At 44.7% G+C, this 14,644-nt stretch carries 14 protein-coding genes and 2 pseudogenes; 5 read left to right on the top strand and 11 right to left on the bottom strand.

Annotated features, from left to right (window positions below; genetic code table 11):
• Positions 1–192: 192 nt before the first annotated feature.
• Together QUA57_RS21125 and QUA57_RS21120 are read left to right on the top strand one after the other, a co-directional pair.
• Positions 193–483 (top strand): DUF1816 domain-containing protein, encoded by a 291-nt coding sequence (locus tag QUA57_RS21125; RefSeq protein ID WP_333035732.1) that lies wholly within the window; start codon positions 193–195, stop codon positions 481–483.
• Positions 484–852: 369 nt separating this feature from the next.
• Entirely contained in the window at positions 853–1,128 is a 276-nt protein-coding gene (locus tag QUA57_RS21120) for a DUF1816 domain-containing protein (RefSeq protein WP_333063427.1), read from the top strand.
• 162 nt (positions 1,129–1,290) lie between these two features.
• Here QUA57_RS21120 and QUA57_RS21115 read toward each other — a convergent pair whose 3' ends face one another.
• The 3 genes from QUA57_RS21115 to QUA57_RS21105 all read right to left on the bottom strand — a co-directional run bounded on the left by QUA57_RS21115 (position 1,291) and on the right by QUA57_RS21105 (position 4,920).
• The gene (locus QUA57_RS21115) at positions 1,291–2,301 is read right to left on the bottom strand and encodes a J domain-containing protein (protein WP_333063426.1); all 1,011 of its coding nucleotides are present in this window, start codon (positions 2,299–2,301) and stop codon (positions 1,291–1,293) included.
• Positions 2,302–2,720: 419 nt separating this feature from the next.
• Positions 2,721–2,912 carry a hypothetical protein gene (locus QUA57_RS21110; protein WP_333063425.1) on the bottom strand — a complete coding sequence of 64 codons (192 nt, stop codon included), beginning with the start codon at positions 2,910–2,912 and terminating at the stop codon, positions 2,721–2,723.
• A 718-nt stretch (positions 2,913–3,630) separates the two neighbouring features.
• The gene (locus QUA57_RS21105; protein WP_333035737.1) at positions 3,631–4,920 is read right to left on the bottom strand and encodes a glucose-1-phosphate adenylyltransferase; all 1,290 of its coding nucleotides are present in this window, start codon (positions 4,918–4,920) and stop codon (positions 3,631–3,633) included.
• 766 nt (positions 4,921–5,686) lie between these two features.
• On the opposite strand from QUA57_RS21105, the gene QUA57_RS21100 reads away from it, so the two are divergent.
• Positions 5,687–7,153: a glycoside hydrolase family 13 protein gene (locus tag QUA57_RS21100; protein ID WP_333063424.1), complete on the top strand. Its 1,467-nt coding sequence runs from the start codon at positions 5,687–5,689 to the stop codon at positions 7,151–7,153.
• 189 nt (positions 7,154–7,342) lie between these two features.
• Here QUA57_RS21100 and QUA57_RS21095 read toward each other — a convergent pair whose 3' ends face one another.
• Both QUA57_RS21095 and QUA57_RS21090 read right to left on the bottom strand, forming a co-directional pair.
• Positions 7,343–7,756, bottom strand: coding sequence for a fasciclin domain-containing protein (locus QUA57_RS21095; protein ID WP_333063423.1), 414 nt, complete (start codon positions 7,754–7,756; stop codon positions 7,343–7,345).
• A gap of 163 nt (positions 7,757–7,919) precedes the next feature.
• Complete coding sequence (locus tag QUA57_RS21090; RefSeq protein WP_333063445.1) at positions 7,920–8,345, bottom strand: DUF2358 domain-containing protein; 426 nt, start codon at positions 8,343–8,345, stop codon at positions 7,920–7,922.
• A gap of 58 nt (positions 8,346–8,403) precedes the next feature.
• Between QUA57_RS21090 and QUA57_RS21085 the strand changes: the two genes are divergently transcribed.
• Positions 8,404–8,982: a hypothetical protein gene (locus QUA57_RS21085; protein WP_333063422.1), complete on the top strand. Its 579-nt coding sequence runs from the start codon at positions 8,404–8,406 to the stop codon at positions 8,980–8,982.
• Positions 8,983–9,016: 34 nt separating this feature from the next.
• On the opposite strand, the gene QUA57_RS21080 is transcribed toward QUA57_RS21085, so the two are convergent.
• Both QUA57_RS21080 and QUA57_RS21075 read right to left on the bottom strand, forming a co-directional pair.
• Positions 9,017–9,412, bottom strand: a complete 396-nt coding sequence (locus QUA57_RS21080; protein ID WP_333063420.1) for a VOC family protein — start codon at positions 9,410–9,412, stop codon at positions 9,017–9,019.
• A 53-nt stretch (positions 9,413–9,465) separates the two neighbouring features.
• Entirely contained in the window at positions 9,466–10,653 is a 1,188-nt protein-coding gene (locus QUA57_RS21075; protein ID WP_333063419.1) for a histidinol-phosphate transaminase, read from the bottom strand.
• Positions 10,654–10,835: 182 nt separating this feature from the next.
• Between QUA57_RS21075 and QUA57_RS21070 the strand changes: the two genes are divergently transcribed.
• Complete coding sequence (locus QUA57_RS21070; RefSeq protein ID WP_333063417.1) at positions 10,836–11,120, top strand: WGxxGxxG family protein; 285 nt, start codon at positions 10,836–10,838, stop codon at positions 11,118–11,120.
• Between the two features lie 154 nt (positions 11,121–11,274).
• Here the strand turns inward: QUA57_RS21070 and QUA57_RS21065 are convergent, their stop codons facing one another.
• The 4 genes and pseudogenes from QUA57_RS21065 to QUA57_RS21050 all read right to left on the bottom strand — a co-directional run bounded on the left by QUA57_RS21065 (position 11,275) and on the right by QUA57_RS21050 (position 13,983).
• Positions 11,275–11,982 (bottom strand): ROK family protein, encoded by a 708-nt coding sequence (locus QUA57_RS21065; protein WP_333063416.1) that lies wholly within the window; start codon positions 11,980–11,982, stop codon positions 11,275–11,277.
• A gap of 282 nt (positions 11,983–12,264) precedes the next feature.
• A pseudogene (locus QUA57_RS21060) lies at positions 12,265–12,339 on the bottom strand (hypothetical protein); the annotation flags it as partial.
• A gap of 252 nt (positions 12,340–12,591) precedes the next feature.
• The gene (locus QUA57_RS21055; protein WP_333063415.1) at positions 12,592–12,774 is read right to left on the bottom strand and encodes a group II intron maturase-specific domain-containing protein; all 183 of its coding nucleotides are present in this window, start codon (positions 12,772–12,774) and stop codon (positions 12,592–12,594) included.
• A 273-nt stretch (positions 12,775–13,047) separates the two neighbouring features.
• Positions 13,048–13,983: pseudogene (locus QUA57_RS21050) on the bottom strand (reverse transcriptase domain-containing protein).
• Positions 13,984–14,644 lie beyond the last annotated feature (661 nt).

The raw sequence follows: 14,644 nt of genomic DNA, 5'->3' as shown, positions 1-14,644 counted from the left end.
AGAGCATTTTTCAGTTAGCAAACAACCCGCACCGGCGGGTTTTGCTTTAGGTTTTAGATGGGAAGAAAAATCTAATATCTAAAATCTCGCATCTAAAGTCGATCGAGGCAAAATCAGCACTGAGGTTGATTCGATCGCACAAATTATTTTGATAGATTTAAATAATAAATTAAACCTCCCTCAAGAATAAAGATGCTCGGATTTTATTTATTTTGTATCTACGTCGCAGTCTTGTCCGTGTTTGCCGGGCCAAGCCACCGCCGATCTGAGAAATGGTGGGTAGAAATTGTCACCGATTTGCCCCACTGTACCTACTATTTTGGCCCATTCGACACCGACAAAGAAGCCTCCAGCAATACTCCAGGCTACATCGAAGACTTGGAAAGCGAGGGAGCTAAAAGGGTTAGTATCCGCATCAAACGCTGTCAGCCTTCGGAACTCACGATTTGCGATAGTGAATTTTCAGAGGGTATCGCGGCTTAAGAATTTTGATACTCCAGGGGGCAGAAACCGGGTTTTTTGACGAAAATACTCCGTCTATAGCGAGGGGTATGGGTTAAGCAACGCGGTTTCTGAGCGTCAAAAGTGTGTAAGTTCTGTTTGAATTTTTAATTAACTGAAGCCTCAACAATAATATTAAGCATCGTCTTGTCCTAGTCCTTACCGGGCGGACTTTGTATTTGTAGTGGTGGCTTCAAAGTCGGCATCTTCTCCACCAAAATGCAGAGTTTAGCCAGCATTAACTGCCCAAAATTATCGGGATCAAATCAGCACTGAGGACGAGCCGATCGCTCCCGTTGCCTTGATAAATTGAGAATAGTAAAAACTACTTAAGTATTCCCCGAGGTAAATATGTTTGAAATCTCTATGTTGGGTATGTTTTTCACGGCTTTTTGGGTGCTAGCTCAACCTGCTAGCAGCACTCGACGCGACGAATGGTGGGTAGAAGTGGATACCGATTCGCCAAAGGGTACCTATTACTTTGGGCCCTATGAAAGCAGACAGGAAGCTTCTGACAGATCGACCGGCTACATCCGAGATCTGGAGAACAAAGGAGCTAAAAAAATTACCATCAACCTCAAACAAGGTAGTCAACCTACTCAGCTAAGAGCTAGCGAAGAGTCTTGAGAAGGTTGGAAAGTGCAAATTACGGGCGAAGAAAAGTTGACTTATTAACAGGGTATTTTTCAAATGAGAGCGCGCTTGCATACAGTAGGGACACAACAATGCTGTGTCCCGAGGAAATAGTGAAGAAAGAATCTTATTTGCGCCCGAGAAATGCACGCTTTTTCAAAGCACCATCTGATTGAGATTACTGCGAGGATTAAAAGTACGGTTTGCTTGGATTTTCTCGTAGGACTCGCGTTCGACAGTGGTGAGTTCTTTCGGTGGCACGATCGCAATTTTTACTAACAAATCAGTCCGCTCGTCTTTCTTGGGTTTCGGCCATCCTTTGCCCCGCAACCGCAAAGACTGACCCGAACGAATCCCGGCTGGAAATTTCACAGTGATCATACCTTCAGGCGCCGGCACTTCAATGGAAGCTCCCAACACCGCTTCATCGGGAGTTATCGGCACTTCGCAGACCAAATTTTCTCCCTCAAACTGGAAGAAAGCGTGAGGCAAAACTTCTAATTTTAGGTATAAATCTCCCTGCTGCTTCGTGTAGGGGTCAACTTGACCTTTGCCTTTTATCCGAATTTTGCTGCCGGTTTTCACTCCGGCTGGAATCGAAACTTCCCCCGTGCCGACTCGCTTGGAAGTTCCCCGAAATGCTTCCCCCAGAGTCAGGGAAATGGCGACCTCGGTGTCGAGAGAGCTTCCTGCGGTGCGGTTTTCGTACCCCCCGAAATCTTCAAAGCCGCCAAAACCTGTGGGCCCGCCGCTGGTGCTGCGGTAGTTGCTGTAATTCCACTTGGCATTGCGGGCACTACCGGGACTACTACCTGCGCGGCCTAGCAAGGCATTGATAAATTCGTCAAAACTGCCGTACTCGCTGAAGTCAACCCCGCCAAAGTCTACATTCGTACTGCCCCCCCCCGGCCATCCGCCTGGAGTTGTGGCAGCTTGCTTCCAGTATTGACCGTATTGGTCGTATTTTTTGCGTTTTTCAGGGTCTGAGAGTACTTCGTAAGCTTCGTTTACTTCTTTAAAACGAGCTTCGGCTTCTTTGTTGCCGGGGTTCATGTCCGGGTGATATTTGCGGGCTAGTTTGCGGAAAGTTTTTTTAATTTCGTCAGAACTGGCAGTTTTGTTGAGCCCCAAAATAGCGTAATAGTCTTTAAAATCTGTTGCAGCCATTAAGCAATCCCCTCTTTATTAGTTGTTATTTGTTAGTTGTTAGTTGTTAGAAAGAATAAATCCCAAATTAGCCGCAGGATGGCGCATTAGTATAATGCCAGGAGCCGAAGTGCCTGCGGCATCTCATTCAAATTATAGGTTATCAAAGGTTTGGACTTGATCGAGTTCGGTTGTTGCTTGGCGTTCGATCGCAATTTCCGCACTCCGCTGCTGTTTAAGATTTTATAGCATTCGGATCTCTGGTGCTGAAGGGAGCCAGAGCAGCCGCCTCTAGAAATGCTTTTGGCATTCGACAGCAAAAACAATGCTTTCATCAATTAAGAACGTCCTTACCCTAGATGCCGTTGCTATACCTGTGAGCTGTGAGACGGGGAAACTCCTGCGACGAACACTTTAAACTTTGTGGGGAGTTATGAGGCTTAGGGCTGTCGGGAGGCAGCAGCCCGGTTGAGATGAGGCGGGGAAAGCTGCTGCTGTTGCGGGCGCGAGTCTAGGAGGGTTGACTGGCGCGGACGATCGATCTTTTTTTGGTCTTTCTTTTCGGGGCGCGGTGCGATGGCTACGCCCCGGCTTACGCCTACGAACTTCTCGATCTGAGCTTTATCACCCAATCCAAATCTTAGCAGGTTTTCATCAGCAAGTTCGATCCAATCTGATGTCTAAATTGTGACTATATAATACCCTAAATTGCGCCGTTATCCCACAAAATTTCTAGATATTTTTTATTAACCCCAGACCCTTCCTATAAAATTTTATTTTTACAACCTTTGAAGAGATTTAAATCCAAGTAATATAACATAATTTCTCCGCTGTCTGTTAGCTACATCACACACTTGTATAAAACATTAAGATAGGATAGTAGAGCGATAAGCTTTTAACGCTACTAGGGTGCTAACATTATGAATTATTTGCTAAGTTGGCCTTGTGGCTGCTGCGACGATTGGAAAGATAGTTCCGAGAGTTCTGTTTTACTCAGAAACGGGCAGCGCATTTGCCAGTCGTGCTACCAGCGCAAATACAAGAATCAGAAGCTATTCGCCAGACGCAGGCGAGCGGACATATCTGTATCACGGCAGACAGTAACAGAGAAGGTGGCTTATTAATAATCCGCGAGCCTTTGAATAAAGCCAAGTATTTCGACAACCTCGCATCAGGGGTGGAAATTAATAATCAACAAAAAAAAGAATGAATTTTGTCATCAGTCATCAGTCATCGGTCATTGGTGATCTGTCACTAATTTCATTATTTATAATCAGTCACTTGAAAAGCAGGTAACAGATTTTAACTTAAAAAACTAATGACTGACGACTAATGACTAATGACTAATAACTAAATGATAGTTCCATCAGGAATCGTGGCATTTTTCAGGACTACGATAATGCCGCTGCGGATGTAAAAACCTTGGTTTTCGCGGTTTGCTTCTTCCACTCGGTCTTTATTAATTATTTGAACATTGCGGCCAATGCGGGCATTTTTATCCACAATCGCGCGGCGAATTGTAGTATCTGCACCGATACCGAGGGCGACGCCGCCGCTGTCCAAACTCGAATGCCGTTCGGCGTCGGGTTCGTAGAAGTCAGCACCCAGGACCAGGGTGTCTTGAATCGTACATCCAGCTTCAATGCGCGATCGAACTCCCAACACAGAATGGTCGATCCGGCACTCTTTGAGAATGCAGCCTTCAGCAATAATCGATTCAGTCACGTGAGTATTTAAAAGCTTAGTCGGCGGCAAGAAACGCGGGCGAGTATAAATCGGCGCCTTTTCATCGTAGAAACTGAAAGGCGGCTTAGGCTGTTTTGTCAGAGCCAAGTTAGCCTCGTAAAAAGCCTCAATGGTTCCGATATCTTCCCAGTAATCGTCAAACAAATAAGCTTGAACGTTGTGGTCTTTTGCAGAATTCGGAATTATCTCTTTACCAAAATCAGTTTGATTTGGAGATTCTTTCAGGAGTTTAATCAGAACTTCTCTTTTGAAGACGTAAATCCCCATCGAAGCAATGTAAGGACTTTCCTGAGCCTGCTGCGCTGTTAGTCCCAGTGTAGTAGTATCAACCTGCATTTGTTTGAGCGCATCGCCTTTTGGCTTTTCGCTGAAAGAAACAATACGGCCGGTGTCGTCGATTTTCATCAAACCAAAATCCGAGGCCCGCTTCTCGTCCATTGGCAAAACCGAGAGGGTGATATCCGCATTGGTTTCGCGGTGTCTCTGCACAAACTTCTGGTAGTCCATGCGATAGAGGTGGTCGCCAGAGAGAATCAAGTATTCATCAACGTCCCACTGTTCTAGCAGCGAGAGATATTGGCGAACTGCGTCGGCTGTCCCTTGAAACCAGTTGGGGTTTTCCTGAGTTTGCTGGGCGGCGAGCACCTCAACAAATCCCTCGGTGAAACCCGAAAACTGGTAGGTGCGAGAGATGTGACGGTTGAGGGATGCCGAGTTGAATTGGGTGAGGACGTAGATTTTGACTATTTCCGAGTTTATGCAGTTGCTGACAGGAATATCGATGAGGCGATATTTGCCTGCGAGGGGAACTGCGGGTTTGGCTCGCAGTTTGGTTAGGGGGTAAAGGCGGGTGCCTACACCGCCACCGAGGATGATGGCTAAGACTTTTTTCAAGGAACTTTCTCCCTAGGGTCGATTAACTCTCCAAGTACAGTGTCGGATGGTGAGGGCTTCTTGACAAGGGGGGGGAGCAAGGAAGTTTTGAGTTTTGAGTTATCAGTTGAGTCGCCTACACAGAAACCGGGTTGTTTAATCCAAATACTTCTTCAAATCCTCAATAACAGTTAAAAAACCCGGTTTAGAAGAGTTGGAGTGCGTCCGGGACTGGAGTTAGGAGTTTTGAGTTGTGAGTTAAAATACCCATCTATCCAGAGTGGATATTTAAAAAAGTTTTGAGTTGTGACTTAAAATACCCTTCAATAAATAAAGGCAGTTTAAGGAAAGAATAAGGTTCGGGGTTTGGGCTGTTAATAATAAGTCTTTTGGGTAAATTCCCCGTTTTCACAATTTATCAATCGAGGCTCATGGCGCTGTTGTTCTTTTTCAAGGCAGGTCGATCGCGCCACCACGGGCGCTGACGCTCTGTATGGGCCCTTCTTCGCGCTCTGGTTCTGCTTGAGTTTGAGCCGGTTTTTTTTGCGGGCGTTTCTGTTATTTGAGTTTGTCCGACTCCACAGCACTCAGGAAGCGCCCCCCGTCGGGACGATAAATTTCTTCTAGGTAGAGTCAGTTTTCTATCTTAGATTGACCGCCAATTTGTGTAATATTTTACAATTTGTCGATCGACCAAATGGCATAAAATGTCTATTCTCTACCAAAAGCTAGATCCGCAACAAACATCTGCTACTGTAGCCTAACCCCTAAAAGCTAAAAAAAGTGTATGCAAATTCAAACGCCAGACTGGGTTAAACACGCGGTATTCTACCAAATATTCCCCGATCGCTTCGCCAAAAGCAAACAGCCTCGCAAACGCCTGCTGCAAAACTTCGTGTGGGAAGAATGGCACGAAATCCCCACCCTGCAAGGCTACAAAGGCGGCGACTTGTGGGGCGTGATGGAACAGCTAGACTACTTGCAAGACTTAGGCATTAACGCAATTTATTTCACCCCCATATTTCAGTCGGCCAGCAATCACCGCTACCACACCCACGACTACTATCAAGTCGATCCGATGTTGGGTGGCAATCCGGCTTTTAAAGAGCTTCTAGACGCCGCTCACGATCGCAACATCAAAATCGTCCTCGACGGCGTATTCAACCACGCTAGCCGCGGCTTTTTCTTCTTTCACGACATCCTCGAAAACGGCCCCCATTCTCCTTGGGTAGATTGGTTTAAAATTGAAGGCTGGCCGCTATCTGCCTACGACGGCAATTCTCCTGCTAATTATGCCGGTTGGGATGGGAATCGAGCACTTCCTGAATTCAATCACGATAATCCAGAAGTGCGAGAATACATCATGGAAATCGCCGAATATTGGATAAAATTCGGCATTGATGGCTGGCGGCTGGACGTTCCTTTTGAAATTAAAACCCCTGGATTTTGGCAAGAATTTAGAGACCGAGTTAAAGCCATTAATCCCGAAGCTTACATTGTTGGCGAAGTTTGGGAAGATGCGAGAGAATGGCTCGACGGCAGTCAATTTGACGGAGTAATGAATTATCTTTTTGCGGCGCCGACTATTGCTTTTACAGCGGGCGATAGAGTTGATTTAGCTCAAATTGAAGGTCGTTCTTACCATCCCTATCCGCCGCTTTTTGCTAAAGAGTACGGCGACAAAATTCAGCATATTTTGGAACTCTACCCGTGGCCGATACAGCTAACTCAACTTAATTTGTTGGCTAGTCACGATACAGCTAGGTTGCTGTCAATTGCTGGGGGCGATAAAGCTAGCGTCGAACTCGCTACTTTGCTGCTGTTAACTTTTCCGGGAGCTCCTAGCATTTACTACGGCGATGAAGTTGGTTTACCCGGTGCTCTAGACCCCGATTCTCGCCGCGGTTTTCCCTTACAATCTCGCTGGGAACTTGATGTTTTAGATTATCATAAGCAGTTGATAGCTTTGCGGCACAAATACGCGGCCCTCCGCACTGGATCGTACCAAGTTCTGTTTGCTGAAGGAACGGTTTACGTTTTTGCCAGAATTTTGGGGGATGAGGAAATAGTTGTTGCGATTAATGTCGCGACCGAAGAAGCTAATATTAGCTTTGAGGCAGCTAATTTGAAATCTCCTCACGAGAAATTGCTGTTTGGGAAAGGCGAGTTTGTTTGGAAAGGTGATGGGGAAAATCGGCTTTTAGAATTGATGCTGCCGGCGCGCTCAGGATTGATTTTAGGTTCGGATAATTAGTTCAGCAATTACGCAAGTGTCACGAGCAAATCGACTTGTAGGGTGCGTCCGACCGAGTTATGGACGGATGAGCTATGGTTTGGGTTCTGACGCACCTTACTAATTGTAACACTTGCGTAAGTTCTCTAGTTTAAAATGTCAGGTGCGCCCATAAGCACCGTACTAAATTTAGAGATGCCACAAGTTTGGTTATGCTGCAAGCAATGTTGGTATTAGCACCGCATCAATGATATGAATGACGCCATTGTCGGCAAGAATATCTGAAGTGAGAACTTTAGCATCATTCACTTTAATGCCGTCAGAAGTATCAATTCCCACTACAGAACCTTCCACTGTTTCAGCAGAACTTAACTCACGCAAATTCTCACTTAGTACCTCGCCAAACAGAATGTGATAAGTCAGAATTTTCTTGAGCTTGGGTATGTCTTCCAGCCAAGAGGTAATAGTGTTCGTACGAATTTTGGCAAATGCCTCATCAGTTGGTGCTAAGACGGTATAAGGTCCCGGACTTTGCAATAAATCTAACAAACCAGCCGCTTCAATAACAGTCACGAGGGTTTTGAAAGAGCTGGCATTGGTGGCAGTCTGGACAATATCAGCCATGATGTTTTTCAGGAGTGCAAATAGCAGAAAATGAATCAGAGGCGACAATCATTTTAGCAATTTACAAATAGCAGAAAATGAATCGGAGGGATGATGATTATTTTAGCCATTATAAGTTAATTGGGTGGCTGGCCCTGATCTCGGCGCGATCGACCTTTTTGGCTTATACTTGGGTCGCCTCCTCCCCCTTGCGGAAAAACTGCTTTAAAATCTCTCCGGGCTCTCTGTCCCAGGTGTCGATATGTTCGTAAATTAACCCGTCTTTATCCAGTTTATAACTAGAGTAGCCGTTAAAAAAAATCCGAGCTTTCCAGGGAACCCGCAGTGTCCCGCGAACAGTCCAATTTGCCACAATAGTATCAGGGGCTGTCTGACCTACGTCGTGCAGGTCGAAGTAAATCTCGTTAAAGAATAGCTGCCCGTGAAATCGCAGAGTCCAAAAGATAATGCGATAGTTGATTTTTCCTTTAAATTTGTTAACAGGGTCTTGAAAATAAACATCTTTTGTGTAGATGTCGTAGGAGATGTCTTTCTCAAACAGCGTCGGGAGATCCGCTTTCAGGGTGTCTACTGCTTTTTCTACCTGCATTTGATATTCGATCGCGCTCAAACTACCACCTTGTGACAGTATTAATTTATAACTTTAAATGAATAATCTCGATAGGCAGCGGGAGGAGCAAAAAATTGATACTTCATCCAGCTCTAATCTTACCTCTAATTATATTGTCCGCGCCGGCCTTTCTGCTGGCCCGGACTTGCGACATCGAAACCTTGGCACAGATTTGACAGAACACCCCCACTCCTCTGACATTCTCGCAGAAATCAACAGCGGTAAGCTTTTGATGGTAGATAGCCGTCGCCGGAACGGCCTAATTTTGATTAAACGCTTCCACGCGGAGTTTGCCGGACCTGGGGCTGCCGTTGGGGGCGTTTTTGATGTTGACTCTCAGCAGGCGATTCCCGTGGGCGATTTTTGTTTGGTTTGCCCTCAATCTCCCGAAGAAATACAGAAAGCTTTTGGAATTCGGCGGCAGTGGGTGCGGTTAATGGAACAGTTAACGGCAAAGCCTACAGCTTTGGAACGCGCACAAATGGTTTTAACTCAGTTTGAACAATATTTGGATTCGGAAATAGTGGCACAAATTCCCGATGAAGCTTTGGCACTTTTAGTAGGCGTATTTCCCCAAACCATTCGCGCGGCACGGCAAGGAAATGATCAGTTATAAATTGGTGTAGATACCTTAGGCTGCGATCGCGCTGCTACAAGTTCCACTCGGCATTCTGCAAAACGACTCGATAGCCATCTGGGTCTTCAAAGGTCACTCCATCTTTGTCCCAGTAAGGATTGTAGGAGTTTACAGGCTCAAATCCCATTGCTTTCATTCGCTCAACAGCCTGCTGCCATTCTTGTTGGTTAGGAAGGTAAAAGACGATAAGATTGTCTTGAGTTGGAGCGCCACCTACAATATGTCCCCGTTGATGGATGAATTCAAAGTGGTGGCTTTCTCCTGGCATCCCAATCATTACTCCATCAAAACCTTCATGGTTTTCAAAACGATCGAGGATTTGCAGCCCTAAACCCTCTGTGTAGAAATGAACAACTCGATCGAGGCAATCCGTTGGACGAGCAACCCGTAAAACCTTTCCTTGAAGCATATATACCTTCTCCAAAGTTATTTTTGTGTTAAGCAGAAACTGGAGACAGAATATTATGAGTTGTCAAAAATTTCTCCTATTCGATCGACTGTTCGCTGATTTTCCTCCGGGCTACCCACCGTAATTCGCAAACCTCCCCCAGTATGGCGAATTAAAGTACCTCGCTGTTTTAGCTGCTGCATGATTTGTTTGTGTTCAGTTTCTGCTAAATTATGATCGCCAGCTTTCACCCGCAGGTAAACGAAGTTAGCCGCACTCGGCCAAACTTGCAATTTTCGATGCTGAGTTAGCGCTGCAATTAATTGCGATCTCTCTGCTATAATTTCGGGAATTACTGCCAGCAATAACTGCCGCTGCGCTAGGGCAAACTCGGCTGAGGTTTGCGAGAAACTGGGGAGGTTGTAGGGGAGACGGATTTTTTCTAAGGCGGCTGCGAGTTCGGGATGGGCGATCGCATATCCGACTCTCATTGACGCTAACCGAAATGCTTTGGAAAATGTGCGTAAAATTATCCAATTCTGGTGATGGTGCAATTGGTCTGCTAAAGTATTTTGGCTGAATTCAAAATAGGCTTCGTCAATTACTACTAATATCTCTTCGGGTAAATTTGACAACCATTCTATTTCATCTGGTGTCAAAGCATTGGCTGTGGGAGAATTGGGATGAACGACAAAGACGGCGCGCACGGGGGGATTTTGATTTTGGGCGATCGCCTTTTTAGCCGCCTCGATATCGATTTCAAAATTCTCCTCTTTTCGCTGAACACTCACAACGGGAATACCGAGGGTTTGGGCGATTATTCCATACATCGAAAAGGTAGGATTCGCCACCAAAATAGAGCCGGTACCGCCTAAACAAGTAGCTATTAAGATGGATCTAATTAGTTCATCGGAACCGTTGCCCACAGAAATATTGTCGGCTGTAATGGCGGTTTTCGGCAGTGTAACCCCCCCTAGCCCCCCCTTGTTAAGGGCGGGGACATTTAGGGATTCATTGACGTATTCGGCGAGATCCTCTTTGAGGGCTGCGTGGCCTCCGTCGGGATAGCGATTAGTCTCAATTAACTGCTGGTAAGTCCAAGCTAGCTTTTTTTTTAATTCCTCTGGCAAGTCGTAGGGGCATTCGTTGGTATCAAGGCGATCGATCACACTTTCCGAATGCGCTGGTTCTCCTGATGTGCCGCCCGGATGGGGAGTGTATGCGGTAAGTTCGGCTAAATCTTTTCGGATAAAGGGAAGCATGGTATAGTTTACGACTTTTTATTTTAGATAATCTGCTTAGAAGCATCTGAACTTAGCATAGAGCGTGTTCTATCTCGAAAGCAAGAGGAGAGGGGGATTTAGTTTCTGTCGCTCGATTGATGCCGGGGGCGCGCCCAATTGATTATTCTTAGAAAGTAACTGCTAATATGTGGAAACCAAGTATGAAAGTCAAGCCCTCCGATATCTCTAAAAATGCCGCCGCTACCCTCATAGCTTTGAGTTTGGCTATTCTCCCTTCAGCTATGCCTGCCTCAGCTCAAACCGAGTCAGCTCCGACCCAAAACAATACTGATTCTAATGGAGTCGTTCTCGACAGAACTCCCTTTCAAGAAAGCAAAAACGACAACAATCATTGGGGTGCTTTGGGTTTGTTGGGCATACTCGGTTTGGCTAATCTGTTTCGCAAGGATGAACCTAAACGCTACCGCGATCCGATGGGCGAATAATTTTTTAAACGACCATCGCACAAGCCAAAAACCAAATCAACCGTCGTGGATTCAGAAACCGGTTTTTTTACCTAAAGAGTGGATTATTGCGTTTAATCCGAGCAAAAAATCCGGTTTCTTTGATATTGATGGGAATTTTTGCCACCAAGTTTACTCAATCACGCCACAAAGCAATCCCGCCCAATAAACCGCTCACATTTGGTACTATTTTAACCTGTGGCGGTAACTCAAAAGCAATCTTTTTAGTATTGCCACCGCCGATGTAAATGCGATCGCAGTTAAAGAGATTTTGCACAGAGGTGAGCGCTTTTTCTAGACGGCGATTCCATCTTTTGGAACCGACTGTATCTAATGCCGAGCGCCCTAATTGCTGTTCGTAACTTTCCCCTTTACGAAAAGGGTGATGTCCTAACTCTAGATTTGGCACCAAGATACCATCGACAAATAAGGCAGAACCGAAACCGGTGCCAAGAGTAATTACTAATTCTACCCCCGTCCCAGCAATTGCTCCCAATCCTTGAATATCCGCATCGTTCGCCACTCGCACAGGTTTTCCCAAGCGATCTTTGAGGGTAGTTTGTAAGTCAAAATCTATCCAAGATGGATCTAAATTCACTGCGGTTTTGATGACGCCTAGACGCACGACGCCTGGGAAGCCGACGGATACTCGGTCAAATTCCCCTTGTCCGCTTGCTAAAGAGGCGATCGCCTCTAGTACGGGTTCCGGTTTCGGCGGTTGAGGCGTTTCTAAACGGCTGCGTTCCGTTTGGGGCTCACCTTCATTGTCCAAAACCATAACTTTGATACCACTTCCGCCAATGTCAACGGCTAAGGTGCGAGTCGATCTATCTTGTTCAGTCATTTGATTGTTAAGACTTGAAAGTTGCTCAGGTTTTAATTTTTGAATTGGCAAAAATTTTGAATCGCTTCCCACCTTTCCGCTAGGAAAGTGCCCACAGAATGATCATCTTCTAATTCGATTAATTGCACCCAGGGACGGTTAGCGGCAAAATTTATGCTAGCTGTTAGATTCGATAGGGGCATTTCTCCACCTACCTCTACTTCAGAACCCGACCTGAAACTTTCGCCTCATCCGGATCCTTGATATCTTCACCCTTGTTATGGGTACAATTCAAAACGGGTTTTAATCATGGTTCTTGTGGAAGGAACCGTCTTTTTCCGTTTTTGTGTCGTGACAGTGTTTATGTAGAAGTTGGAGGTTTTTAAATTTATCTTTGCCACCTAGGGAGGTGGGTTAGATATGGTCAACTTCTACAATGTCTGTAGGTGTAAAGTACAAACCACAGTGGCTACATTTACCTTTTTATTTCTTAATGAGTATTCCTACTATTGTTGGTGTGTCATGGTATTCTCCAAGTCGTTTACTTCAGTAAATCTACTGACTATTATAGGGTGTTGAATTGCCTTTTACGTTTACGTGCCTTACGATATTCGTTGTTGCATATTGGACTCACTCAAAACCTATTTCTGTGCTGACCCACCAATTTAGTTCGCCTACTGTTCGCCAGTATTTGTCTGTGTTGATGTTACCTTTTTCTCGTCGTTTTGCCCATCCTCTTAGCGTGTGTTCAGCAAGATTATCTAATTTTTGGAAGATTTTCTTACTTACTAATGCTGAGTAATAGTCTGACAATCCCCGGATGATTGCATTTTACCTCTTAATTAAGACAGATTGATGGGAGTGTTTATAGCAATCTATTACTTCAGCTTTTTTTACGAGATGAGCCTGGATTTTTGGTTGGGACGGGGTGATTATTGTCTTGAAACCTAGTGGCTTTCCATTTGTAGTTTTGGCATCTCTATAGTTACCTAGGGGATACTGTTGTATATGGAATCCTAAAAACTAAAACACAACCTTTCCATTATATTTGTTGAGAAGGTGGGTTAATTTTGTGGGATTTGGTTTCTACTCTAAGGCAATATCACTCCACCAGTAGGCAATTATCTTCTGACAGGTGAGTATTACGTCAATGTCTTTGTACATTATCACAAAATCATCGTCGTATCGGGTTAAACTTAGGGAACATTGTTTCTCTTTTTTATTGATTCGTGAGTACCCTTTTGTTAGCGTTTCCGCATATTGCTTAATCCTTTCTTCCATTCCGTGTAGGGCAATTTTAGCCAGCAGCGGGGACATAACCCTTCCGGGTGGCTTAGCTTCCTTGGTATAAAAAAATTTACTTTGGCCTAACACGCCACTTTTAAGCCACGACTTAATTTGTTATCGGAGTCGTGGATAAGTATTTATTTTGTCAAGTAACGCTTTGTGATTAATGGGGTCAAAGCATTTGGCAATATCAGCATGTAGCACATATTTGGCTTTATATCTGATACTGTTAAAGATTGCTCCTATCGCATCGTGACATGACCTTCCTCGTCGAAAACCATATGAGTTGGGCTCGAATGATGCCTCCCATTCTGGCTCAAGCGGTGCTTTGACAACTGATTGTAAGGCGCGGTCGTACATTGTGGGTATGGGTAATAGTCTTGACTCATTAGTTCCTAGTTTTGGAATCATTACCCTACGTGTAGATTGTGCTTTACCAGTTGTTTTGAGCTCATTTACTAGCTTAATTCGTTGCTTCGGGGTTAGTAATTTAATACCATCCACTCCGGCTGTACGTTTACCAGCATAGTCTTGTGTAACCCGTCGTACCGCTAGAACCTTATTATACCATGAATTAATCAAGCTCTTTTGAAGCTTACCAACTGCTTTAACATCACCATGTTCACTTGTTCGATAGATACGTTTTTGCGACTTGAATTTCAATCTTTCGGCTTGGCGCCCATTGATTTGATTCCATTCCAGCGTCTGGTTGTCCCGCGTTTTAGACTTATTCATTGCTACGATAATTCCCATCTTTGAAGTTACCGGGCATCTGTCTGCGTATCTCTGTCATTAAAATAGAGCATTAGCGTCTGATACACTCCCTATCTCATGTACTCTTCGTTAGCTACTTACTGGGTGATCCACCTGTTCTTCTCCAGAATACATGATAGTTACTTCGTTCCAAATACAAATTGGTAGAGTTTTTAGTGTGATGCTATCCACTGGGTTTCTGGGCAGTGCTTATAGGAAGAAGTTAAAATCGCCTATGCCATATCCTTGTCTTTTGGCATGGTGTTAATCAGCCATTAGACTACTTCAATATAACGATGATTCACCCACATCTTTGCTTTCGCTACACATGAACTATTGCTCGACATTTACCAGGTTGGGCTACCAGTAGGCTGCCTTTGACCCCCGCTTTACTCTGTTAGTGGCTACCTAACAAAATAGGGGATAAGCTGTTCGACATCTAAACTGCATTAACTAAGTTACCTTTATTTTTTTATGTTCCATTTCATAATTAGTACTCGTTCATTTAAAAGTTTATGTAACAATAATTCTACTTTTTCAATAGATTTAAATAATCTATTGGCAACATACAGCAAATTCCATGTAAATGTGGTACACTACATTCAGTACATCAGCAGAAAAAATGAAAGCTTATTCGCTCGAG

Origin of the sequence: Microcoleus sp. Pol7_B2 (assembly GCF_036701035.1) — a bacterium.
Lineage (GTDB): Bacteria > Cyanobacteriota > Cyanobacteriia > Cyanobacteriales > Microcoleaceae > Microcoleus.
This window is presented reverse-complemented; position numbering and strand designations above follow the sequence as displayed.